This is a genomic window from Streptomyces sp. NPDC091682, assembly GCF_044756625.1.
In the GTDB taxonomy this organism is placed as follows: Bacteria; Actinomycetota; Actinomycetes; order Streptomycetales; family Streptomycetaceae; genus Streptomyces.
Window position 1 is genome coordinate 240,169 of the sequence record NZ_JBIVTH010000006.1, and the last position, 24,224, is coordinate 264,392.

18 protein-coding genes are annotated in these 24,224 nt (G+C 70.9%); 12 read left to right on the forward strand and 6 right to left on the reverse strand.

The window, feature by feature from the left end; genetic code table 11:
- Positions 1 to 32 precede the first annotated feature (32 nt).
- The 3 genes from ACIQK6_RS16410 (at position 33) to ACIQK6_RS16420 (ending at position 4,105) form a co-directional block, all read left to right on the forward strand.
- Positions 33 to 635, forward strand: coding sequence for a hypothetical protein (locus tag ACIQK6_RS16410; RefSeq protein ID WP_402694984.1), 603 nt, complete (start codon positions 33 to 35; stop codon positions 633 to 635).
- Positions 636 to 799: 164 nt separating this feature from the next.
- Entirely contained in the window at positions 800 to 988 is a 189-nt protein-coding gene (locus ACIQK6_RS16415) for a hypothetical protein (protein WP_329098892.1), read from the forward strand.
- A gap of 54 nt (positions 989 to 1,042) precedes the next feature.
- Entirely contained in the window at positions 1,043 to 4,105 is a 3,063-nt protein-coding gene (locus ACIQK6_RS16420; protein ID WP_402695029.1) for an AAA family ATPase, read from the forward strand.
- On the opposite strand, the gene ACIQK6_RS16425 is transcribed toward ACIQK6_RS16420, so the two are convergent.
- The 3 genes from ACIQK6_RS16425 to ACIQK6_RS16435 all read right to left on the reverse strand — a co-directional run bounded on the left by ACIQK6_RS16425 (position 4,068) and on the right by ACIQK6_RS16435 (position 6,677).
- Positions 4,068 to 4,238, reverse strand: coding sequence for a DUF6191 domain-containing protein (locus tag ACIQK6_RS16425; protein WP_202505376.1), 171 nt, complete (start codon positions 4,236 to 4,238; stop codon positions 4,068 to 4,070). The genes ACIQK6_RS16420 and ACIQK6_RS16425 overlap by 38 nt on opposite strands.
- A gap of 51 nt (positions 4,239 to 4,289) precedes the next feature.
- Positions 4,290 to 5,525, reverse strand: a complete 1,236-nt coding sequence (locus tag ACIQK6_RS16430; RefSeq protein WP_329098891.1) for a PQQ-dependent sugar dehydrogenase — start codon at positions 5,523 to 5,525, stop codon at positions 4,290 to 4,292.
- Positions 5,526 to 5,669: 144 nt separating this feature from the next.
- Complete coding sequence (locus ACIQK6_RS16435; protein WP_329098890.1) at positions 5,670 to 6,677, reverse strand: aldo/keto reductase; 1,008 nt, start codon at positions 6,675 to 6,677, stop codon at positions 5,670 to 5,672.
- Between the two features lie 73 nt (positions 6,678 to 6,750).
- On the opposite strand from ACIQK6_RS16435, the gene ACIQK6_RS16440 reads away from it, so the two are divergent.
- The 6 genes from ACIQK6_RS16440 to serA all read left to right on the forward strand — a co-directional run bounded on the left by ACIQK6_RS16440 (position 6,751) and on the right by serA (position 16,567).
- On the forward strand, positions 6,751 to 7,698 hold the full coding sequence (locus tag ACIQK6_RS16440; protein WP_329098889.1) for a 2-hydroxyacid dehydrogenase: 948 nt from the start codon (positions 6,751 to 6,753) through the stop codon (positions 7,696 to 7,698).
- Between the two features lie 282 nt (positions 7,699 to 7,980).
- Positions 7,981 to 10,878: a putative bifunctional diguanylate cyclase/phosphodiesterase gene (locus ACIQK6_RS16445; RefSeq protein ID WP_402694985.1), complete on the forward strand. Its 2,898-nt coding sequence runs from the start codon at positions 7,981 to 7,983 to the stop codon at positions 10,876 to 10,878.
- Between the two features lie 204 nt (positions 10,879 to 11,082).
- A complete protein-coding gene (locus tag ACIQK6_RS16450; RefSeq protein ID WP_329098888.1) occupies positions 11,083 to 12,969 on the forward strand; it encodes an acetolactate synthase large subunit in 1,887 nt (628 codons plus the stop codon).
- A gap of 31 nt (positions 12,970 to 13,000) precedes the next feature.
- Positions 13,001 to 13,525 carry an acetolactate synthase small subunit gene (gene ilvN, locus ACIQK6_RS16455; protein ID WP_030010002.1) on the forward strand — a complete coding sequence of 175 codons (525 nt, stop codon included), beginning with the start codon at positions 13,001 to 13,003 and terminating at the stop codon, positions 13,523 to 13,525.
- Between the two features lie 132 nt (positions 13,526 to 13,657).
- On the forward strand, positions 13,658 to 14,659 hold the full coding sequence (gene ilvC / locus ACIQK6_RS16460; RefSeq protein WP_329098887.1) for a ketol-acid reductoisomerase: 1,002 nt from the start codon (positions 13,658 to 13,660) through the stop codon (positions 14,657 to 14,659).
- Positions 14,660 to 14,977: 318 nt separating this feature from the next.
- A complete protein-coding gene (gene serA, locus ACIQK6_RS16465; RefSeq protein WP_329098886.1) occupies positions 14,978 to 16,567 on the forward strand; it encodes a phosphoglycerate dehydrogenase in 1,590 nt (529 codons plus the stop codon).
- Positions 16,568 to 16,991: 424 nt separating this feature from the next.
- On the opposite strand, the gene ACIQK6_RS16470 is transcribed toward serA, so the two are convergent.
- Together ACIQK6_RS16470 and ACIQK6_RS16475 are read right to left on the reverse strand one after the other, a co-directional pair.
- Positions 16,992 to 17,210: a hypothetical protein gene (locus ACIQK6_RS16470; protein WP_329098885.1), complete on the reverse strand. Its 219-nt coding sequence runs from the start codon at positions 17,208 to 17,210 to the stop codon at positions 16,992 to 16,994.
- Between the two features lie 394 nt (positions 17,211 to 17,604).
- Entirely contained in the window at positions 17,605 to 19,197 is a 1,593-nt protein-coding gene (locus tag ACIQK6_RS16475) for an MFS transporter (protein WP_402694986.1), read from the reverse strand.
- Positions 19,198 to 19,286: 89 nt separating this feature from the next.
- Here ACIQK6_RS16475 and ACIQK6_RS16480 point away from each other — a divergent pair, with 89 nt between their 5' ends.
- A complete protein-coding gene (locus ACIQK6_RS16480) occupies positions 19,287 to 19,865 on the forward strand; it encodes a TetR/AcrR family transcriptional regulator (protein ID WP_329098883.1) in 579 nt (192 codons plus the stop codon).
- A 211-nt stretch (positions 19,866 to 20,076) separates the two neighbouring features.
- Here the strand turns inward: ACIQK6_RS16480 and ACIQK6_RS16485 are convergent, their stop codons facing one another.
- On the reverse strand, positions 20,077 to 21,378 hold the full coding sequence (locus ACIQK6_RS16485; RefSeq protein WP_402694987.1) for a PucR family transcriptional regulator: 1,302 nt from the start codon (positions 21,376 to 21,378) through the stop codon (positions 20,077 to 20,079).
- Positions 21,379 to 21,538: 160 nt separating this feature from the next.
- On the opposite strand from ACIQK6_RS16485, the gene ACIQK6_RS16490 reads away from it, so the two are divergent.
- The gene (locus ACIQK6_RS16490; protein WP_329098881.1) at positions 21,539 to 22,465 is read left to right on the forward strand and encodes a proline dehydrogenase family protein; all 927 of its coding nucleotides are present in this window, start codon (positions 21,539 to 21,541) and stop codon (positions 22,463 to 22,465) included.
- 32 nt (positions 22,466 to 22,497) lie between these two features.
- Entirely contained in the window at positions 22,498 to 24,129 is a 1,632-nt protein-coding gene (gene pruA, locus ACIQK6_RS16495) for an L-glutamate gamma-semialdehyde dehydrogenase (RefSeq protein WP_402694988.1), read from the forward strand.
- Positions 24,130 to 24,224 lie beyond the last annotated feature (95 nt).

Sequence of the window (24,224 nt, forward strand, 5' to 3'; positions counted from 1 at the left end):
GACTCTCAGACAGGGCACCTACGGTGCCCCGCATGGACACCACGAAGACCCCCGCCCCGAACGCCGCCGAGGCGGACACCACCCCGGCCGACCTCAAGAAGGCCGAGACCCCCCAGCCGGCCGAGGCCGGAGCCGACTCCGCGGTCACCGACGAGGTCACCGACGAGGTCACCGACACGGACCTGGACGACGAGGCGTTCGCCGACGACCAGGCCGAGGACCGGGAGCCGAGCCAGGTCGGATCCGCCGCCTTCGCGGTCGTCGCCGCGGGTCTCGGCGTCGTCGCCCTCAGCGGTAGCTGGGTCGCGGGCATCGTGTCCGAGCGTGCGAGCGTCGCCGCCCGGCTGGAGCTGAGCCAGGCCGCCGACGCCAACGCGCAGATCGCCGCCCAGTTCGTCGACCCGTGGCACGCCACCGCGATGGTCAACGGCATCTTCTCCGCCCTCGCCCTGATCATCGCCACCTTCGTGCTGGCCCTCCCCGCCTTCAGCAGCCCCGAGCGCACCCTCCCCACCTGGGTGCGGTCCGTCTCCTGGGCGGGCATCGGACTGGGCGCCCTCGGCGTCCTGCTCTTCGTCCTCATGTACTTCGACCTCCTCCTCGCCATTCCCAAGGCGGCCGGAGCCGGCGCCTAGGCACTGCCTTAGGTCCGCAGGACCGGCCCGGGGCTCCCAGGCCCCGGACTAAGGCCCCTGTCCCCGGTAGATGCGGCATGCGACCGATGTGCCGGTACCCCCTGGGGCGCGAATCTTGGATCACACCGAACGAGGTGCCCGAGCAACGCGACCAGGGAGCAGAGATGTTCGAGTACGAGATCGCCACCGCCGCCCGCAGCACCGACCTCATCCGTGAGGCGGCCGAGTACCGCACGGCCCGGGCGGCGCGGCGGGCCCACCGCGCCTCCTTGCCGAGCCAGGAACACGGACGGCGGGTGAGAACGTTCCGGAGCCGGTTCACCCCGCTCCGCGCCGCACACCGCGCGAACTGACACGTGATGAGAGGCGCACCGGCGGTGAGTGCCGCCGAGCAGGACGTCTGTGCGATGCTCGGCGGCGTGGAGACCAGATCTGTCAGCCCGGTGTTCGTCGGCCGAGCCGATGAACTGGCCGTTCTCACCGACGTATTGACCCGGGCCGCCGGGCAGGAACCGCAGGCGATGCTCATCGGGGGAGAGGCCGGAGTCGGCAAGACCCGCCTCACCGAGGAGTTCCTCTGCGCGGCGGACCGCCGCGGCGCGGTCGTCGCCGTCGGAGGCTGTGTGGAGATCGGGGCGGAGGGCCTTCCCTTCGCCCCGTTCTCGACGGCCCTGCGCATCCTGCACCGGCTGCTGCCCGGAGAACTGGCCGCCGCTGCCGCCGGCCAGGAGGACGAGCTCGCCCGCATCCTCCCCGAACTCGGCGACACCCCACGAGGCCCGCACGACGAAGAGAGCACCGCCCGGCTCTTCGAACTGACGGCCCGGATGCTGGAGCGCCTCGCCGCCGACCGCACCGTCGTCCTCGTCCTGGAGGACCTGCACTGGGCGGACACCTCCACCCGACACCTGCTCTCCTACCTCTTCCGCACCCTCACCAGCGGCCGGCTCGTCATCGTCGCCACCTACCGTGCGGACGACGTGCACCGGCGTCACCCGCTGCGCCCGCTCCTCGCCGAACTCGACCGGCTCCGCACCGTCCGGCGCATCGAGCTGTCCCGCTTCAACCGGGCCGAGGTACGCCGCCAACTGGCCGGCATCCTCGCCGCTCAGCCCGACGAGGACTTCGTGGACTCCGTCTTCGACCGGTCGGACGGCAACGCCTTCTTCGTCGAGGAACTCGTCGCCTCCAGGGAAAGCGGCTGCCGCACCGGACTCACCGAATCCCTGCGCGACCTGCTCCTCGTCCGCGTCGAGGTGCTCCCCGACGAGACCCAAGGGCTGGTGCGCATCGTCGCCGAGGGCGGCTCCACCGTGGAGTACCCGCTGCTGCGCGCCGTCGCCGGGCTCACCGAGGACGAACTGATCGAGGCGCTGCGCGCCGCCGTCGGCGCCAACATCCTGCTCGCCACCCCCGACGGCGACGGCTACCGCTTCCGGCACTCCTTGGTCCGCGAGGCCGTCAGCGACGACCTCCTGCCCGGGGAGCGGGCCCGTGTCAACCGCCGCTACGCCGAGGCCATGGAGGCCGACGGGTCGCTGGTCCGGGCCGAAGAGCGGGTCATCCGGCTGGCCAGCTACTGGTACCACGCGAACGATCCCGCCAAGGCACTGCCCGCCGTACTCGCCGCCTCCGTGGCGGCCCGCCGCCGACACGCCTACTCGGAGCAACTGCGCCTGCTGGAGCGGGCCATGGACCTGTGGGACAGCGCCCCGGAAGACGTCATCGAGGCGCTTCGCCCGGCGGACTACACAGAGGTCTACCCTCCGTGCGGCTGCGACCCGGCCACCACCGCGCTCCAGCGGCTCGACCTGCTCGCCGAAGCCACCGTGGCGGCCCGCTACGGCGGCGAGCGCGACCGCGCCCTGAAGATCACGAAGACGGCGCTGCGCCTGCTGGAGGGCGACCCCGACCCGCTGCGGGCCGCCTGGTTCTGGACCGAGCGCTCCCGGCTGATCGCCGGCCTCGGGCGCGGCGACGGCTGGGAGGAGATAGCCAGGGCGCAGGACCTCGTCCGGGGGCTGCCCCCGTCCCAGGTGCACGCCGAGGTCCTCGTCCGGGCCGCGAGCTGGGGCATGCTCCACAAGCCGGGACCCGACAACCTCGCCGCCGCAGAACGCGCGGTCGAGTACGCACGCATGGTCGACGCCGAGGAGACCGAACTCAACGCCCGGATCACGGTCGGAGCCCTGCTCACCGACTCCGGCGACGAAGAGGGGGGCCTCGCGGAGATGCGCGCGGTCGTGGAACGGACCACGCAGCTCGGACTCACGATGCTGGCAGGGCGTGCGCATATCAATCTCACCTCTCAGCTGGAAAGTCTGGGACGGTCCCACGAAGCCGTGGAACTCGCCGAACAAGGGGCCGAACTGGTCCGCAGATCCCGGCTCCTGGACAGCGAGGCCTGGGTCTGCGGGAACATGGCCGAGAGCCTCTACAGCCTCGGCCGCTGGGACGAGGCCGCCGAAGCGGCCCGGCGTACCCTGCTGGTCGGCCAGAGCGCCGCCCCGCGCGGCTGCGCCTCGGCACGCCTCGCCTACCTGGCCCTGGCTCGAGGAGAGTCGGTCGAGGCGAACCACCAGCTCGCCGCGGCCCACACCCACTACGGCACCCACGAGACCCAGCCCCAGCACCGGATCCCGCTCTACCGCCTCGCGATCGGCGTGGCCGCGGCAGAGGGCCGCATCGCCGACGTCCGAGCCGAGACGGCCGCTGCCGTCGCCTACGGATTCCCGCTCGGGCAGCACCGCTACGCCTGGCCGCTGCTCCTTGCCGCCGCCACCGCGGAAGCGGACGCCCGGGGGCTTCCGGCCGCCGAGGCCGGCCGGGACGCGGCCCTGGACGTGCTGCGCACCGCCGCCCGCCCCCTGGCCACCCCGGTCCCGGTGTGGACCGCCCACGCCGAGTACGTCCGGGCCGAGCTGCTCCGGGCCGAGGCTCGGGACACCCTCGCCGACTGGACCGCCGTCGAGAAGGCCGTCCGCCCGCTGGAGCGCCCGTACCTGCTGGCCAGGGCCTGCCACCGGCTCGCGGAGTCCCTGCTGGCCGCCGGTGACCGGGAGCCCGCGGGCGCCCTGCTCCGCGAGGCCTACGCCACCGCCGAGCGGATCGGCTCACGCACCCTGCGCGAAGACCTGGCCCTGCTGGCCCAGCGCGCCCGCCTCCCGCTGACCGACGCCGACAGCGCCGCCACTGCGCCGGTCCCGGAGACCGATCCGGTCGAGGCGCTCGGGCTGACCAGTCGCGAGCGGGACGTACTGCGCCTGGTGGCGGCCGGCAGCACCAACCGGAAGATCGCCGAGGAGCTCTTCATCTCACCGAAGACGGCGAGCGTGCACGTCTCGAACATCCTGGCGAAGTTGGGCGTCGCCGGCCGTGGCGAGGCGGCCGCCCTCGCCCACCGGCTGCGTCTCTTCGCCGCACCGTCCCCGGTCAGTCCCCGTCCGGAGGCTGCTCGTCCAGGCGTATGAGTACCTTGCCGGAGTCGAGGTCTATCGGACCCCGTCCCGGATCGTTGTCATTGACGTCGGTCCGGGACAGCTCCAGCCGCTTCTTCTCCTCGTCCGTGTGTTTGCGTCCCGGGTTGAACAGCTCCTCGATCATGTTGAACACCGTGCCCACCACACCCTTCGTCCCCCGCCGGGAAGCCGCCGGTCACCGCACCGTCAGGGTCAAGATCCTGTCGTCGCCCGCTTCCGGCGACCCGCGTCCGTCCGTCTCGCTCGTGACCAGCAGCATCCGGTCCCCGCCGAGGGGCACCACCGTCCGCAGCCGTCCGTACTCGCCCTCCAAGAAGGGCTCCGGCTCCGCCACCAGCTCCGTCCCGGCCAGCGGGATCCGCCACAGCCGCTTGCCCTTCAGCCCGGCCATCCACACCGAACCCTGCGCCCACGCGATCCCGCTCGGCGAGGCCTCATCGGTCTTCCACACGGCCACCGGATCCCGGAAGCCGGGCTTCCCCGCCTTTCCCTCGGCCTCGGGCCACCCGTAGTTGGCGCCGGGCTCGATCAGATTGAGCTCGTCCCAGGTGTTCTGGCCGAACTCGGCCGCCCACAGCCGTTTGTCCTTGTCCCAGGCGAGGCCCTGCACATTGCGGTGGCCGTAGGAGTAGACGACGGAATCCGCCTCCGGATTGCCGTGCACCGGATCCCCGTCCGGAGTCATCCGCAAGATCTTGCCGCCCAGCGACTTCTTGTCCTGCGCGAGCCCGGTGTCACCGGTCTCACCCGTTCCCGCATAGAGCATCTTGTCCGGGCCGAAGGCGATCCGGCCGCCGTTGTGGATGAGGCCCTTGGGAATGCCCCGGAACACCGTGTCGGGCGCTCCCAGTTGCTGTCCGGGAGGTCTCTGTTCGTCGTACCGCAGCCGGGCGATGCGGTTGTCGGACTCGGTCGTGAAGTACACGTACACCAGCCGGTCCGAAGCGAAGGTGGGCGACAGGGCGAGGCCCATCAGCCCGCCCTCCCCGCCCGGAGCCACCCCCGGCACCTTGCCGATCTGGGTCATTGTGCCCGAACCCGTCGCGACCCTGCTGATCGTGCCCTTGTCCCGCGAGGCCACCAAGAGGTCCCCGCCCGGCAGCGGGGCCACGCCCCACGGCGACTCCAGCCCCTTGGCCACCTCGCCGGTCACCGTCACGGTCCCCTTCGCCGGTGGGGCGGCGGCCTCCGGCGACGAGGACGGGCTCCCCGACGGCCCCGGCGACCCGGAGCCCGCCGCGGCCGTGCTCGATGATGAGCCGGCCGGCCCCGTGCCCGGTACACCCTCCGGCGAGCACCCCGCCGCCAGCAGGGCGCCGCAACCGGCCAGCGCGAGCGCCGCCACCACACTCCGGCTCCGCCCGCCCGCGCCCTCGGGTCCCGCCCGCCCGGGAGAACTTCCGTATCGCATCGCCCTGCTCCCTTCCGGTCCTCCGATCGTGCCCTTCATCCCTCTCAACAGCTCCGGCAGTTCGCGAAGTTCCACCACTCGTACACTCGATCGAGTGGTTGTCCGGCCGTCCCCGGATCGACCCCGGCCCCCGCCGGTGCCGGATCAGTCCCAGGCTCCCACTTCGACCGGAAGGGCCGCGATCTCGGCCAGGTCCCCGGCCGAGAGCCGGACCTCCGCCGCCCGCGCGTTCTCCGCCGCCCACGGCGCCCGGTCGGCCCCCGGCACCGGCACCACCTGCGGCCCCTGCGCCAGTACCCAGGCCAGGGCCACCTGCGCGACCGTCACCTCGGGGCCGTGCCGACGGGCCACCTGCCGCAGCCCCGCCAGCAGCACCTGGTTCGACGCCATCGCCGCCGCCGTGAACCGCGGATGCCGGGCCCGCACGTCCTGCGGCTCGAACCCCTCACCCGGCGTGAGGGTCCCCGTGAGGAACCCGCTGCCCAGCGGCATCGCCGCCAGGAACCCCACCCCGCGCGCCGCGCACCACGGCAGCAGCTGCCACGCCGCCTGCGGCGACCACACCGACAGCTCCGCCTGCACCGCGCTCACCGGGAACACCTGCTGGAGCCGCTCCAAGTGCCGCAGGGTCGTCCGGTACTCCCGGTCCCGGCTCCGCCCGGCCCCGGGCCCGGCCCCGGCGCCCAGCGCGCAGTACCCGAGCGCCCGCACCTTGCCCGCGCCCACCAGCTCGGCCATGGCCCCCCAGGTCTCCTCCACGGGCACGTCCGGATCCACCCGGTGCAGCTGGTAGAGGTCTATGACATCGGTCCGCAGCCGCCGCAGCGAGGCGTCGCAGGCCCGCCTCAGGTAGCCGGGCCGCCCGTCGGCGACCACGTGCTGGTCACCCGCCCGCAGTCCCACCTTGGCCGAGACGAACGCCTCGGACCGCCGATCCCGCAGCACCCGCCCGAGCAGCAGCTCATTGGTGAACGGCCCGTACACGTCGGCCGTGTCCAGCAGGTTCGACCCCAGGTCCAGCGCCGTGTGCACGGCGGCCAGCGACTCCTGCCCCCGCCGCCGTGAAGGCGCGTACGCCCAGCTCATCGGCATACAACCGAGGCCGATGGCGCCCACCGTCAGCGCCCCCGCCCCGATCGACCTGCGCTCCACCCCTGCATCCCCCTCCGGCTCCGGCCATCAAACTAACGGCTTGATCCGGATGCCTTGGCATAGCCTCGTGATCATGACTGCAATGACCCCGGATGTCTGGCTTCCGTTCCCCGCCGAGGAGATCGAGGGCCTCCCCGACTCCTTCCGGTACCGCCTCTGGGACGGCGAGGACGCCTTCCCGGCCGATCCGGCCGACTGCGTCTTCTACGTGCCGCCCTACATGAAGTCCCCCGAGGTCACCGTGCGCCCGCTGGCGTCGATGCACGCGGTCCAGGTCGTCCAGACCCTGACCGCCGGCATCGACGACGTGCTGGGTCGCCTCGGCGACCTGCGCCCCGGCGTACGTCTGTGCAACGCCGTCGGGGTCCACACGGCCAGCACCGCCGAACTCGCCCTCGCGCTGACCCTCGCCTCCCTGCGCGGCATCCCCGGCATGGTCCGCGGCCAGGACCGCGAGGAATGGCGTTCCGGTTTCTACGACGCCCTCGCCGATAAGTCGGTTCTGATCATCGGCTACGGATCGATCGGCTCCGCGATCGAGGACCGGCTCGTGGCCTTCGAATGCGGCCCGGTCGCGCGCGTGGCGCGTACGGCCAGGACCACCGGACGCGGGCCGGTGCACACCCTCGCCGACCTGCCCGGGCTTCTGCCCCGGGCCGACGTGGTGGTCCTCGTGACACCGCTGACCGACGCCACCCGGGGCCTGGTCGGCGCCGACTTCCTCCGCCGGATGAAGGACGGCGCCCTGCTCGTGAACGTGGCGCGCGGTCCGGTCGTCGACACCAAGTCCCTGCTGGCGGAGGTGGAGTCGGGCCGGCTGCGCGCGGCACTCGACGTCACCGACCCGGAGCCGCTGCCCGCGGGCCACCCGCTCTGGCACGCTCCGAACGTCCTGATCACCCCTCATGTCGGTGGCAGCAGCTCGGCGTTCGAACCGAGGGCCAAACGCCTGCTGGCCCGCCAGCTCACTCGGTTCGCCGCCGGTGAGCCGGTGGAACACACGGTGTTGATCACCGAGTGACGCCCGGTGCGCACGCTCCGCAGTCGTTCGAATGCGCTGGGTGGACTCAACTCCCCGATTGGTAACGGAGAGTAGAGAGACTATGTCCCTGAGTGACGAAAGTGGTGTATCGTCCGGAAGAAGGGGCTGCGCCGCGAACGTCTGGCGCTGGGGAGTGATCGGACACTTTGGGGGGCGACGGGCGATGTACGGCCAATGGACAAAGGATCCGATGCGGCACGGCCGCCGGAGGCGACGCTGCCGAGACTGGGCTGCACCGGACCCAGCCGGCGAGGGGGACCGGTGAGTACCCCGGGGGCGGCGCTCCTGAACCGGCCCTCCGTCTCGGGCGGAGGCAAGGGCCTGGCGATGCAGCTGCTCCTCGCGGTGGTCAGCGGCGGGTACGCCGTCGGCGCCGCCCTCAACTGGGGCTCGGAGGAAGTCGCCGAGATCATGGGCGACTTCGGGCTCAGCGCGGCCGGCTTACTCGCCGCGGTCTCCTGCTACTCCTACGCGAGGGCGATCGACAGCCGCGAACGCCCCGCCTGGCTGCTCTTCGCCTTCTCCTCCCTGATGGGCGCCGGCGGCAACGCGGTCTGGGGCTGGTACGAGGTGATCCTGGGCGAGGAAGTGCCGAAACCCTCGCTCGCCGACTTCGCCTTCCTCTGCTTCGCCCCGCCCGCCATCGTGGGCCTGCTCGTCCTCGCCAAACGGCCGGTCACCCGCGCCGGCTGGGTGTGCCTCGGGCTCGACTCCTGGCTCATCGGCGGCTCCCTGCTCACGCTCTCCTGGAGCCTGGCCCTGGCCCACGCGGCACGGACCGCCCAGTCCGGCGCCCCCGGCAGCGTCCCGCGCGCCGCGCTCTCCCTCGCCTACCCGCTCCTGGACATCGCGCTCGTCTCGATGGTCCTGGTCCTGCACTTCCGGCGGAGCGAGACCAACCGCTCCGCCGTCAACACCGCCATCGCGGCGCTGGCCCTGACCGTGCTCAGCGACGCCCTGTTCACTTCGCCCCTCCTGAGCGCCGAGTACCAGTCCGGACAGCTGCTCGACGCAGGCTGGTTCGCAGGCTCGCTGCTCCTCGCGTACGCGCCCTGGGGCGCCCGGCGCCTCCATCCCGGCCCGGAGCCGGCCGGCCGCCCGCGCGTGGACCGGGCGCACAGCCGCCCGATCACCGGCTCGCTGCCCGCCCTCACCCCGTACCTCGCGGCCGCCGTGTGCACCCTCGGCATCCTGTACAACGTCGTGGACGGCAGGAAGGTGGACCGGATGGTCGTCTTCACCGGCTGCACGGTCGTGCTCGCCCTCGTCATCCGGCAGGGCATCATGCTCCTCGACAACATCGCGCTGACCCAGGAACTGGCCCAGAAGGAGAACCACTTCCGTTCCCTGGTCCAGGGTTCCAGCGACGTCATCATGATCGCCGCGCCCACCGGAACCCTGCGCTACGTCAGCCCCGCGGCCGCCGGGGTCTACGGCCGCGAGGCGGAAGAGCTGGTCGGCACCGAGCTCGCCTCCCTGATCCACCCCGACGACCTCGGCCGGGTGGTCCACGAGGTGCGCCGCTTCCTCGCCGCACCGCCGACCGAGGAGCCCACCACCCGCATCGAATGCCGCTTCAAATCGGGCGGCGGCGAGTGGCTCAACGTGGAGTCCACCGTCAACCGCCACCAGGGCGGGCTCATCCTCAACAGTCGGGACGTCACCGAGCGGGTCCGGCTCCAGGCCCAGCTCCAGCACAGCGCCGAACACGATCCGCTGACCGACCTGCCCAACCGGGCCCTGTTCACCCGGCGCGTGCGCCAGGCCCTGACCGGCCGGCGCGCCGGCGACCACAGCACCGCCGTGCTCTTCATCGACCTCGATGGCTTCAAGGCGGTCAACGACACCATCGGCCACCAGGCCGGAGACGAACTGCTCGTCGAAGCCGCGCGCAGGCTCCAGGACTCGGTCCGGGCCGGGGACACCGCGGCCCGCCTCGGCGGCGACGAGTTCGCCGCACTGATCCTGGGCGACGGAAACCGCGACCCCAGCGCCCGTGAGTACCAGGTACGCGAGATCGCCGATCGGCTGCGCACCACCCTTTCCCAGCCGTACCGGATCGGCGCCAGCGAGGTCCGGGTCGCGGCGAGCATCGGAGCCGCCTTCGCCGACCCCGGCATCACCCCTTCGGACCTGATGCGCAACGCGGATCTCGCGATGTACCGGGCCAAGGCCGGCGGCAAGGACCGCGTCGAGATGTACGCCCCCCAGATGCAGGCCGAAGTCGTGCGCAAGGCCGAGCTGGCCGGCCGGCTGCGGACGGCACTGCACGAGGGCGAGTTCGCCCTGCTGTACCAGCCCGTGGTCTCGCTGGCCACCGGGGAGGTGTCGGCCGTCGCAGCGCAGGCCCGCTGGCGCTCGGCCCAGGGGATTCTCTTCACCCCGGCGGAGTTCCTCCGGGTCGCCGAGTACAGCGAGGGCGGTACCGGTGGGCGTGGCGGCTCCGGCGCCGCCGGCCACGACGCCTCGCGCACCGCCGAGCTGGGGCGATGGCTGTTGGAGGAGGCCGTGGAGCAGGCCGCCGACCGGCACCGGGCCGGGCACGACGTGCCCGTGGCCGTGCGGATGACCGCCCAGCGCCTCCTGGACCGGTCCATGCCGCTCGGCTCCGTGGAGGCCCTGCTGACCCGGCACGGGCTGCCCTCCGGGGCCCTGGTGCTGGAGCTCGCCGTATCCGATCCCAGAGTGCCCTTCGACGACCTGGAACGCCGCCTGGCCGCCCTGCACCGGCTCGGGGTGGGCATCGCCCTGGACGGCTTCGGCAGCGGCTACGCGGCCATCAGCGCCCTGCGTCGGCTCCCCGTGGACATGCTCAAGCTGGACCGGGGCCTGGTGGAGGGAGTGGTCGAGTCCGCCCGCCTGCATAAGATCACTGCAGGTCTCTTGCGGATCGCAAACGACCTCGGAATGCGGTCCGTCGCGGACGGAGTGGATCTGCCCGAGCAGGTCCTGGCGCTGCGCGCGATGGGGTGTACGCACGGCCAAGGAATGGCTTTTTCCGGCCCGCTCGACGAGTACAGGCTGCGCCGTGCGCTGGTGCGCGGTACGTTCCCAGTACCGGGCGGAGCGGCCCAACCAGCACTGGCCGGCGGCTCCTCCGGGGGCTCGATGGCCATCCTTAGAGGCTCACATAATGAGACGCCCGTCCCACCTACTTGACATCACCCTCCCGCCAGAGGGAGGGTCAATGCCATGCGCACCCGAATTCTCGTACTTGGAAAGCGCGTCGGCTGAAGCTGGGACCTGCTTGTCCCCGCTCAACACCCCCGACGCGCTCCCCTCGCTTGCCTCCTGGCACGAGGGGTTTTTTGTTGCACTGGCACAGAGTCGAATCCGCGTAAAACCCTCAGCTTCGAGAAGAGAATGCCGATGACCGAGCAGGCCACCGGGGCCCACCATCCGCAGCCGCGGCCCCGTTCCGGCGGACAGCAGTCCGCCGCAGTTGAGCACGTCACGGGTGCGCAGTCCCTCATCCGCTCTCTCGAAGAGGTGGGGTGCGACACCGTCTTCGGCATTCCGGGCGGCGCCATCCTCCCCGCGTACGACCCGATGATGGACTCCAAGAAGGTCCGTCACATCCTGGTCCGTCACGAGCAGGGGGCCGGCCACGCCGCCACCGGCTACGCGCAGGCCACCGGCAAGGTCGGCGTCTGTATGGCCACGTCCGGACCGGGCGCCACGAACCTCGTCACCCCGATCGCCGACGCGCACATGGACTCCGTCCCGCTCGTCGCGATCACCGGTCAGGTCTCCTCCAAGGCGATCGGCACCGACGCCTTCCAGGAGGCGGACATCGTCGGCATCACCATGCCGATCACCAAGCACAACTTCCTGGTCACCCGGGCCGAGGACATCCCGAAGACGATCGCCGAGGCGTTCCACATCGCGGCCACCGGTCGTCCCGGGCCCGTCCTCGTCGACATCGCCAAGGACGCCCTGCAGGCGAAGACCACCTTCTCGTGGCCGCCCTCCCAGGACCTCCCCGGTTACCGGCCGGTCACCAAGCCGCACGCCAAGCAGATCCGCGAGGCAGCCAAGCTCATCTGCCAGGCCAAGCGGCCGGTCCTGTACGTCGGCGGCGGCGTCATGAAGTCCGGCGCGACCGCCGAGCTGAAGGTCCTCGCCGAGCTGACCGGCGTCCCCGTCTGCACCACCCTGATGGCGCTGGGCTCCTTCCCCGACAGCCACCCGCTGCACGTCGGCATGCCCGGCATGCACGGCAGCGTCACCGGTGTCACCTCGCTGCAGAAGTCGGACCTGCTGATCGCCCTCGGCACCCGCTTCGACGACCGCGTCACCGGCAAGCTGGACAGCTTCGCCCCCTTCGCCAAGATCATCCACGCGGACATCGACCCCGCCGAGATCGGCAAGAACCGCGCCGTCGACGTCCCGATCGTCGGCGACGCCCGCGAGGTCATCGCCGATCTGATCCAGGCCGTCCAAGCCGAGCACACCGAGGGCAACCCCGGCGACTACACCGCCTGGTGGAACGACCTCAACCGCTGGCGCGAAACGTACCCGCTGGGCTACGACCTGCCCGCCGACGGCAGCCTCTCCCCGCAGCAGGTCATCGAGCGGATCGGCGCGCTCGCGCCCAAGGGCACGGTCTTCGCGGCCGGCGTCGGCCAGCACCAGATGTGGGCCTCGCACTTCGTCAAGTACGAGGAGCCCCGTACCTGGCTGAACTCCGGCGGCGCCGGAACCATGGGCTACGCGGTCCCGGCCGCGATGGGCGCCAAGGTCGGCATGCCCGAGCGCACGGTCTGGGCGATCGACGGTGACGGCTGCTTCCAGATGACCAATCAGGAACTGGTCACCTGCGCCCTGAACAACATCCCGATCAAGGTCGCGATCATCAACAACGGTGCGCTGGGCATGGTCCGCCAGTGGCAGACCCTGTTCTACAACCAGCGGTACTCCAACACCGTCCTGCACGCCGACGAGACGGGTCACGACACGGTCGGCTCCCAGCTCGGCGAGTCCATCGCGCCCCGCAAGGGCACGCGCGTCCCGGACTTCGTCAAGCTGGCGGAGGCCATGGGCTGCGTGGCGCTGCGCTGCGAGGACCCGGCCGACCTGGACAAGGTCATCGCCGAGGCCAACGCGATCAACGACCGTACCGTCGTGATCGACTTCATCGTCCACGAGGACGCCATGGTGTGGCCGATGGTCGCCGCCGGCACCTCCAACGACGAGGTCATGGCAGCCCGGGGCGTCCGTCCCGACTTCGGCGACAACGAAGACGACTGAGCCGAGAGAGCCGAGAGAGAGAACGCCCCACATGTCCAAGCACACGCTCTCCGTCCTGGTCGAGAACACGCCCGGCATCCTCGCCCGGATCGCCGCGCTGTTCTCCCGCCGCGGGTTCAACATCGACTCCCTGGCGGTCGGTGTCACCGAGCACCCCGACATCTCCCGCATCACCATCGTCGTCAACGTCGAGGACCTCCCGCTGGAGCAGGTGACCAAGCAGCTGAACAAGCTGGTCAACGTGCTCAAGATCGTCGAGCTGGAGTCCCACAACGCCATCGAGCGCGAGCTCGTCCTGGTGAAGGTCCGCGCCGACAACGAGACCCGTTCGCAGATCGTCGAGATCGTCCAGCTCTTCCGCGCCAAGACGGTCGACGTCTCCCCGGAGGCCGTCACCATCGAGGCCACCGGCGGCTCCGACAAGCTCGGCGCGATGCTCAAGATGCTGGAGCCGTTCGGCATCAAGGAGCTCGTCCAGTCCGGCACGATCGCCATAGGGCGTGGCGGCCGGTCCATCACGGACCGCAGTCTGCGCGCGCTCGACCGCAGCGCCTGACCCGCCCGGCCCGGCACCGCGGACACGTGAGCCGGGTCAGACACGCTCTGCTCGCATAGCGAGACCGAGAAACTCAGATCCGTTCCCCGCCGTACGGTGGGAGCAACACCAGCGCACCAAGGAGATATCCCAGTGGCCGAGCTGTTCTACGAGAACGACGCCGACCTGTCCATCATCCAGGGCCGCAAGGTCGCGGTCATCGGTTACGGCAGCCAGGGCCACGCCCACGCGCTGTCGCTCCGTGACTCCGGCGTCGACGTCGTCGTCGGTCTGAAGGAGGGCTCGAAGTCCAAGGCCAAGGCCGAGGAGCAGGGTCTGAAGGTCGTCCCCGTGGCCGAGGCCGCCGCCTGGGCGAACGTCATCATGATCCTCACCCCGGACCCGCTGCAGGCCGAGATCTACGAGGAGTCCATCAAGGAGCACCTCAAGGAGGGCGACGCGCTCTTCTTCGGCCACGGCTTCAACGTCCGCTACGGCTTCATCAAGCCGCCCACCAACGTGGACGTCGCGCTGGTCGCCCCGAAGGGCCCGGGCCACCTGGTCCGCCGCCAGTACGAGGAGGGCCGCGGCGTTCCGTGCATCGCCGCCGTCGAGCAGGACGCCACCGGCAAGGCCTTCGACCTGGCGCTCTCGTACGCGGCCGGCATCGGCGGCACCCGCGCCGGCGTCATCAAGACCACCTTCACCGAGGAGACCGAGACCGACCTGTTCGGTGAGCAGGCCGTCCTCTGCGGTGGCGCCTCCGCCCTGGTCAAGGCCGGTTTCGAGACCCTGACCGAGGCCGGCTACCAGCCGGAGATCGCGTACTTCGAGTGCCTGCACGAGCTGAAGCTCATCGTGGACCTCATGTACGAGGGCGGCCTGGAGAAGATGCGCTGGTCCGTCTCCGAGACCGCCGAGTGGGGCGACTACATCACCGGCCCGCGCGTCATCACCGACGCCACCAAGGCCGAGATGAAGAAGGTCCTCGCGGAGATCCAGAGCGGCGAGTTCGCCAACACCTGGATGGCCGAGTACAAGGCCGGTCTGCCGAAGTACAACGAGTACAAGAAGGCCGACGAGGAGCACCTGCTGGAGACCACCGGCAAGAAGCTGCGCAAGCTGATGAGCTGGGTCGACAGCGACGAGAGCTGATCTCGTGGCGGCGGGGCCGGGACACGTGAGGTCCCGGCCCCGCCGTGCTTCGGCGCAGGAGCCGGCTCGTCCGAACGGACGGGCCGCAGGGAACCCGGGATGCCGGGAATCCGCCCCTCAACGGCGCGGCTTGTCCACCCCGGCCAACCACGGACGGGTGATCCTTCCGTACAGGCGGAAATCCGGCCCGTCAGCGCCACTACACTGCTCAACACATACGCGTCAGGCCCACAGTGTCGTGCGTCTTCCACGCGGCTACCCCCTCCACCGCCTGCGGCCGTCGGGACGGCCGTCCGCACTGGACTTGTGAGGACCCACGTGAGCTCGAAACCTGTCGTACTCATCGCCGAAGAGCTGTCGCCCGCCACCGTCGAGGCGCTGGGCCCGGACTTCGAGATCCGGCACTGCAACGGCGCGGACCGCGCCGAGCTGCTGCCCGCGATCGTCGACGTGGACGCGATCCTCGTCCGCTCCGCCACCAAGGTCGACGCCGAGGCCATCGCCGCGGCCAAGAAGTTGAGGGTCGTCGCGCGCGCGGGCGTCGGTCTGGACAACGTGGACGTCTCCGCCGCCACCAAGGCCGGCGTGATGGTCGTCAACGCGCCGACCTCGAACATCGTGACCGCGGCCGAGCTCGCGTGCGGCCTGCTCGTCGCCACCGCCCGCAACATTCCGCAGGCCAACACCGCCCTGAAGAACGGCGAGTGGAAGCGGAACAAGTACACCGGTGTCGAGCTCAGCGAGAAGACCCTGGGTGTCGTCGGCCTCGGCCGCATCGGCGTGCTGGTCGCCCAGCGCATGTCGGCCTTCGGCATGAAGATCGTCGCGTACGACCCCTACGTACAGCCCGCGCGCGCCGCCCAGATGGGCGTCAAGATGCTGGCGCTGGACGAGCTCCTGGAGATCGCCGACTTCATCACCGTGCACCTGCCCAAGACCCCCGAGACCCTCGGTCTCATCGGGGACGAGGCCCTGCACAAGGTGAAGCCGTCGGTCCGCATCGTCAACGCCGCCCGCGGCGGGATCGTCGACGAGGCCGCGCTGTACACGGCCATCAAGGAGGGCCGCGTCGCCGGCGCCGGTCTCGACGTGTACGCGAAGGAGCCCTGCACGGACTCCCCGCTGTTCGAGCTCGACCAGGTCGTCTGCACCCCGCACCTCGGCGCGTCCACGGACGAGGCCCAGGAGAAGGCCGGTGTCTCGGTCGCCAAGTCGGTGCGCCTCGCGCTCGCCGGTGAGCTCGTGCCGGACGCGGTCAACGTCCAGGGCGGTGTCATCGCCGAGGACGTCCGTCCCGGCCTGCCGCTCGCCGAAAAGCTCGGCCGCATCTTCACCGCCCTCGCGGGCGAGGTCGCGGTCCGCCTCGACGTCGAGGTCTGCGGCGAGATCACCCAGCACGACGTCAAGGTGCTCGAACTCTCCGCCCTCAAGGGCGTCTTCGAGGACGTCGTCGACGAGACGGTCTCCTACGTCAACGCCCCGCTGTTCGCGCAGGAGCGCGGCGTCGAGGTCCGTCTGACCACCAGCTCGGAGTCCCCGGACCACCGCAACGTGGTGACCGTCCGCGGCACCCTGTCGGACGGTCAGGAGGTCTCGGTCTCCGGCACGCTCGCGGGCCCGAAGCACCTTCAGAAGATCGTGGGCGTCGGCGAGTACGACGTGGACCTGGCGCTCGCCGACCACATGGTCGTGCTGCGCTACACCGACCGCCCCGGCGTGGTCGGCGCCGTCGGCCGCGTCCTCGGCGAGGGCGGCCTGAACATCGCGGGCATGCAGGTCGCGCGGGCCGAGGAGCACGGTGAGGCGCTCGCCGTCCTCACCGTCGACGCCCCGGTCCCGGGAGACGTCCTCGCGGACATCGCCACCGAGATCGGCGCCGTCTCGGCGCGCACGGTCAGCCTCGCCTGAGCCCGTCGGAGCGATGAGGTGAAGGAAGGACCCGGGGGACCGGCGAATTCCAGGAGTCGTTGCAACACGTGATCACCGACGTGTCATGGCGAGCAGTTCGGACAGGCGCTCGGCTGGGGTTTCCCAGCCGAGCGTCTTGCGTGGGCGGCTGTTGAGTTCGGCAGCGAATGCGTCGAGGTGTGGCCGGACAGGCTGCTGCCCTAGAGACTGCCCGATTCGCGACCAGCGTACGGGCCCCGATCCCTCGCCCCATGGCAGCTCCAGCCCAAAGCCGCTCCCGCCGACCTCATCCGGCTCGTGTGCGATCGTCACGCCTCCCAGGTGCGTTGAGCCGTCAGCCGAGGGAGAAGGCACGCGAGGGAGTCGCCCCGCAACGCGTGGCTGCGGGGCGACGATCCACTTTCGCAACGGGCCCTAGCGGGGTTTAGTCGACAGTCTGGCCGTCGTACATACCGCCCCTGCAGGTCGGGAGCACGGGCGTCGACCGATCGATCGTTCCGCCGTTGTCCGTGCACTCACCCGGGGTGACGCTGCCGGTGGTGGCGGTAGTGGCGGTGGTGGCGGCGGTGGCGGCGCCTGTGAAGCCGAGTCCGGCGAGGGCTGCCGTGGCGAAGGCTGCAGCGAGGATTCGTCGAATGCGCATGTGGTTCGCCTTTCACAGATTGCCTCGGTTGGGGCACTAGCCAGCTTGATCTTCACCCATGTGGATGGCACGTCATGTTGGGCCATTCGGGTGACAGTGTCATCGGGTGCGGGGTCGGTGACGCGACCCGTCGGAGCGGATGGAAGCCCGTGCCACATCCGTGCCAGAAAGAGCGGATCCCGGCGGTCAAGAGCAGTCAAGCGCGACGCCTCGCGATTAATCGCCAGAGGCCGTTTGCGCTGGTCAGCGTCAACCCCCTCCGTGACGGCCCGGTGATTCCCAAGCTCAGAGCGCGGGTTCGATTCCCGTCACCCGCTCCACGGCGAGGGGCCAGCTCATAGGCGAATCCCCGGGCCCTTCAGCGTTCCGTCGGCCGCGTGCCGCGGCGGGCGGTTCAGTGGTACGCCGCCTCGTGGGCGCGGACTTCGGGACCCGTCGCGGGCACGGTCGCGGGCTCGGCCGCGGGCCCGGTCGCGGGCTCCGTTGCGGACGGGGCGGGTGCTTCGATCCCGCGCAGCAGGGCCGCGGCGAGCACGGCCGCCCCGAGCAGCAGCGCCGTACCGCCCCAGGCCGCGTACTGCATCCCGTGGACGAAGGCTTCCCGGGCCAGGGCCAGCACCTGCTCCCCGGCCGGCCCGCCGATGTGGTCGGCGGTGGCGACGGCCCCGCCCAGGGTCTCCCGTACCGCGGGCTCGGCACCGGTCAGGTCGTCGCGGTAGACCGCGGTGCCCAGGCTGCCGAGGAGCGCCATGCCCAGGGCGCCGCCGAACTCCGTCCCGGTCTCCAGCAGGGAGGCGGCGGAACCGGCCTTCTCGGCGGGGGCCGAGGCGAGCGCCATGTCGGACACCAGGGACAGCACGGCGACGATGCCCGAGACCAGCACCGCGCAGCCGGTGAGGATCAGCCACAACGAGTCGGTGTCCACCAGGCTGATCAGGACGAACCCGGCGGCGGCGAGGGCGAACCCGCCGGCGATGACGTGGGCCCGGTCCACCTTCTGGGCCAGGGCGGCGGACACCGGGGCCGCGGCGCCGATGACGACCGAGGGGGCCAGGCTCCACAGCGCGGCTTCCAGGGTGCCCATTCCGAGCACCGACTGGAGGTACTGGGTGGTGAAGTAGGCCGAACCCGTCATGGCGAAGGCGGCGATGGTGCTCAGAGTGATGCCCGCCCCGAAACCGCGGCCCCGGAACAGTGCCCGGCTCACCATGGCGTCGTCACGGGAGCGCTGGCGGCGGACGAAGACGTACCCGAAGGCCAGGCCGAGGGCGAGGCAGCCCAGGTAGAGGGGTTCAAAGCCCTCGGCGGCGATCCCCTTGAGCCCGTAGACGACCGGCAGCACGGCGGCCATGCAGAGCGGGACGCTCAGCAGGTCGAAGCGGCCGGGGTTCGGGTCCTTGAACTCCGGGACCAGGATCGGGACCAGGAGCAGCAGGAGCAGCATGGCGGGCACGTTGATGAGGAAGACGGAGCCCCAGTAGAAGTGGTTCAGCATCACCCCGCTGAGCACCGAGCCGAGTGCGATGCCGCCGGTCATGGCTCCGGACCAGATCGCGATGGCCTGCCCGCGCTGCTTGTCGTCCTGGAAGAGGTTCCGTACGAGGGCCAGCGTGGAGGGCATCAGGGTCGCGCCGCCGATGCCGAGCAGGATGCGGGCCGCGATGAGCATTTCGGCGCTGGTGGCGCAGCCGGCCCCGATCGAGGCGAGGCCGAAGGCGGTCGCGCCGATCAGCAGCAGCTTGCGGCGGCCGATCCGGTCGCCGAGCGAGCCCATCGTGATCAGCAGGCCGGAGAGGGCGAAGGCGTAGCTGTCGAAGATCCACAGCTGCTGGGTGGAGCTCGGGTCGAGCTGGTCGGTGATGGCCGGGATGGCGAAGTAGAGGACGGAGATGTCCATCGAGACCAGGAGCAGGGGCAGCAGGAGGACGGTGAAGGCGGTCCATTCGCGGCGGCCGGCACGTCGCGCTGTGGCAGCGGGAGTTGTCATGGGCAGGAACGTACAGACGTATTAAACTTTTGTCTATGACAACTGTCTAGAAATGTTGTCTTGGACGTTTGTCTTGCTACCGTGTGGCCATGGGACATCGCGAAGATCTGCTCGAAGGCGCCAAGAAGTGCCTGGTCGAGAAGGGGTTCGTGCGCACGACAGCGCGCGACATCGTCAGCGCCTCGGGGACCAACCTGGCCTCCATCGGCTACCACTACGGTTCGAAGGACGCCCTCCTCACCCAGGCCTTCATCGGCCTGATGGAGGAGTGGGGCGAGGTGTTCCAGAGCGGACTCGACGGCGAGGGCGGATCGCTGGAGCGCTTCCGCTCCCTGTGGGAGGGCGTGCTGGAGCAGCACGAGAAGTCGGGCCCGATCTGGGCGGCCAGCCTGGAGGTGGCGCTCGGCCGCGACCAGCGGCCGGAGTTGAGGTCCATGCTCGCCGCCTCGCAGGCCGAGGGGCGTCGCGGGCTGATCTCGATGCTCACCGGGACCCCGGAGGACCAGCTCGACGAGCGGGACGTACGGACGCTGGGCGGCTTCTACCAGGCCCTGCTGAACGGCCTGATGATCCAGTGGCTGTTCGACCCGGAGTCGGCCGCGACAGCCGAGGAGTTCACCGAAGGCATGCGCCGGGCGGCCGAGGCGATGACCCGGGCCCAGGACTGACCGGAGCCGGAACCGCCGCCGGGCGCACCCGTCCCGTCCGGATCGACCCGCAGAGGTGGAAGGGCTTCGCCGCTGACCGCCGTGGTCATGGTGACCGTGCCGCGGTCCGAACGGATCGTCCCGCAGGCGCTGTTCTGGGTGGCGCTGGTGCCGACCCCGCTCACCGTGTGGTTCGAGCGCGCCGCGATCCGCACCTGTTCGAAGGGACGAACTAGGCCAGGCGGGAGGCTTTGAGGGCCATGTGGAGCAGCAGGCGGTCCTCGCCCTCGTCCAGGTCGAGGCCGGTCAACTGTTCCACCCGGGCCAGGCGGTAGTAGAGGGTCTGACGGTGGATGCCCAGGGCGGCCGCCGCGCGGCCCGCCTGGCCCGCGCAGTCCAGGAAGACCTCGGCGGTGCGGGCGAGTTCGCGGTTGGCCGGGGTCAGCAGGGTGCGGGCCGCGGGGTCGTCCACCGGGTCGGCGACGAGCGTCGCCAGCAGCCGATACGGGCCGATCTCCGACCACTGGGCGACCGGGCCGAAGCGGGGCTGGGCGGCGGCCGCCCGGGCGGCGGCGACGGCCTGCTCCCAGGCGGCGGGCAGGTCCACGAGGCCCCGTACGGGGTCGGCGACGCCGGCGGTCACCGCGCGGGCGACGGCCGTGGCGGTGGCCCCGACGCCCCCGCCCTTCCCGGCCCCGCCCTTCCCGGACCCGTCCTTCCCGCCGGCGGTCCTCCCGCCCGTTGCCGTCGCCCCCGCCGCGCGCGGCAGCAGCCGGGCCGCCGCCGCCAGCGCCGGAGCCAACGCGTCCGTCGAGCGCAGCCGCAGCAGTACCGCCAGAGCCGGATCGCCCGCGGGCGCCGGCCCCGCTGCCGCGCCGGGCCCGACGCCGCCCGGCTCGCCCCCGCCCCGCCGCGGTACCACGCACACCGCCGCCGCGCCCGGTACCGATGCCGGAGCCTCCCCGGGCCACGGTGCCACGCAGACCGCCGCGTGCAGACCGTCCCCGTCCGGGCCGAGGGCGGCCCGCAGTGCGGTCACCGCCATGTCCTGCTGCCAACCCGGGCCGGCCGTGAGCACCGCCAGGAACTCCCGCGACAGGTCCGCCCCGGCCTTCGCCTCCTCGGCGAGCAGCACCCCGATGCGCTGGGCCACTTCCATGGCCGCGTCCAGCGCCGCCGGCTCCGGCCCGGGCTTGCCGGGCTCCTGGTCCAGCAGCCACACGTAGCCCTGCACGATGCCCCGGTACCGCACGGGCAGGCAGATCCGCCCGCGGAAGACCCCGGCGTCGGGCGTTGCCGGGATCCGGACCGGTCCGGTGGCGCGGGCGATGCCGAAGCCCTCGAACCAGGACCGGACGTCCGCCGTCGACTGCCGGGTCAGGATCGAGCGGGTCCGTACCGGGTCCATGGCCAGATCGTCGTCGCTGTCGTGGGCGCCGAAGGCGATCAGGCGGAAGTCCCGGTTCTCCAGGGTCGCCGGGGCGCCGAGCAGCGCGGAGATCTCGTCCACCAGGTCCTGGTAATCGCCCTTCACGCGGACATTCTCCCACCCGCGGCCGCACTCTTCAGACAAATGTATGAGATCGCGGACACGGATGCGTGACAGCTGTCGATGGCAGAGGATCAAAGCGATCCTTAGGTTTCACGGTGGTTTCACTTGCGCTTTTCTTCTGCCACCCGTTGGAGGTGCCCCCGTGCTGGGTCCCGTGATCCTCGCCGCTTCGCGCAGCGACAAGATGCGTCGTATCGTCTCCGCCGCCCCGGTGACCAAGCCCGTGGTGAATCGGTTCATCCCGGGCGAGACCGTCGATCAGGTCATCCCGATCGTCGAGGAGCTCACGCGGGCCGGCCTGGAGGTCACCCTCGACGTCGTCGGCGAGGACATCACCGAGGTCGAGCAGTCCTACGCCGCCCGGGACGCCTACCTCCAGCTCATCGAGCGCCTCGCGGAGCTCGGTCTCGGCGAGAAGGCCGAGATGTCGGTCAAGCTGTCGATGTTCGGCCAGGCCCTGGAGGGCGGCCACGAGCTGGCGCTCGCCAACGTCCGCCCGGTCGTCGAGGCCGCGGCCGCCATCGGTACCACCGTCACGCTCGACGCCGAGGACCACACCACCCTCGACTCGATGTTCGCCATCCACGAGGAGCTGCGCCGGGACTTCCCGCAGACCGGCTGCGTGATCCAGGCGTACCTCTTCCGCACGGAGGCCGACGCCCGCCGCCTGGCCGCCGCCGGCAGCCGCGTCCGCATCGTGAAGGGCGCCTACAAGGAGCCCGCCGAGGTCGCCTACCTGGACAAGGCGGAGATCGACAAGGCGTACGTGAGGATCATGAAGATCCTCATGGACGGCGAGGGCTACCCGATGATCGGGTCCCACGACCCGCGCCTGATCGCCATCGGCCAGGAGCTCGCCCGCACGGCCGGGCGCAAGCTGGACGAGTACGAGTTCCAGATGCTGTACGGCATCCGCAGCGAGGAGCACCTGCGGCTTGCCGCCGAGGGCCACCGGATGCGCGTCTACACCGCGTACGGGACGGACTGGTACGGCTACTTCATGCGCCGCCTCGCGGAGAAGCCGGCCAACCTGCTCTTCTTCCTCCGCTCGATGATCACCAAGAACTAGGCACCCCACTAGCTCAAGGAGTTACCAGCCCCATGGATGCTGTGACCCAGGTCCCCGCGCCGGTCAACGAGCCGGTCCACTCGTACGCCCCCGGCACCCCGGAGCGCGCACGGCTCGAAGCGCAGCTCAAGCAGCTGTCCGAGAACCCGATCGACCTCCCGATGACGATCAACGGCGTCAAGCGGATGGGCGGCGGCGAGCGCTTCGACGTGGTCCAGCCGCACGACCACAAGTCGGTGCTCGGCACCTACGCCAACGCCACCGAGGCCGACGCGCAGGAGGCCATCGACGCCGCCCTCGCCGCCGCCCCGGCCTGGCGCTCGATGTCCTTCGACGACCGCGCCGCGATCATCCTGCGCGCCGCCGAGCTGCTGTCCGGTCCGTGGCGCGAGAAGCTCGCCGCCTCGACCATGCTGGGCCAGTCGAAGACCGCTCAGCAGGCCGAGATCGACACCCCGTGCGAGCTCGTCGACTTCTGGCGCTTCAACGTCCACTTCGCCCGCCAGATCCTGGCCGAGCAGCCGGTCGCGAACTCCGCCGGCGTGTGGAACCGCAGCGACCACCGCCCGCTCGAAGGCTTCGTCTACGCGATCACGCCGTTCAACTTCACGGCCATCGCGGGCAACCTGCCGACCGCCCCGGCCCTCATGGGCAACGTGGTCCTGTGGAAGCCGTCCCCCACCCAGACCCACTCCGCGATCCTCCTCATGGAGCTCCTGGAGGAGGCCGGCCTGCCCAAGGGCGTCATCAACCTGGTGACCGGCGACGGCATCGCCGTCTCCGAGGTGGCCCTGAACCACCCCGAGCTGGCCGGCATCCACTTCACCGGTTCGACCAAGACCTTCCAGTACCTGTGGAAGACGGTCGGCAACAACATCGAGAAGTACAAGTCCTACCCGCGCCTGGTCGGCGAGACCGGTGGCAAGGACTTCGTCGTCGCGCACCCGTCCGCGGACCGCGCCGTCCTGAAGACCGCCCTGACCCGCGGTTCCTTCGAGTTCCAGGGCCAGAAGTGCTCGGCGTCCTCGCGCGCCTACGTCCCGGCCTCGATCTGGAACGACGGCTTCAAGGAGGCCTTCGCGGCCGAGGTCGACGGCATCACCATGGGTGACGTCCGCGACCTGACCAACTTCATCGGCGCCGTCATCGACGAGCGTTCGTTCGCGAAGAACAAGGCCGCGATCGACCGCGCCATCGCCGACCCGACCTGCGAGATCATCGCCGGTGGCACGTACGACGACGCGGAGGGCTACTTCGTCCGTCCGACCGTCATCGCGTGCACCGACCCGGAGAACGAGGTCTTCACGACCGAGTACTTCGGCCCGATCCTGGCCGTGCACGTCTACGAGGACGCCGAGTTCGACGCGATGCTCGCGCAGATGGAGTCCGTCTCGGCGTACGCCCTGACCGGTTCGATCATCGCGGCGGACCGGTACGCGGCCGCGGACGCGATGGAGAAACTCCGCTTCGCGGCGGGCAACTTCTACATCAACGACAAGTCCACCGGCGCCGTCGTCGGCCAGCAGCCCTTCGGTGGTGGCCGCGCCTCGGGCACCAACGACAAGGCGGGTGCCGCGTCGAACCTGATGCGCTGGACCTCGACCCGCTCCATCAAGGAGACGCTGGTCGCGCCGACCGAGTACAGCTACCCCCACATGGGCTGATCCCGGGCCCCGCTGAACCCCGCCCCCGCTCCGGCACCCCCAAGTCCGGAGCGGGGGCGGATCCATTTCCCCCTCCGACGGGCTGCGGCTCGCGG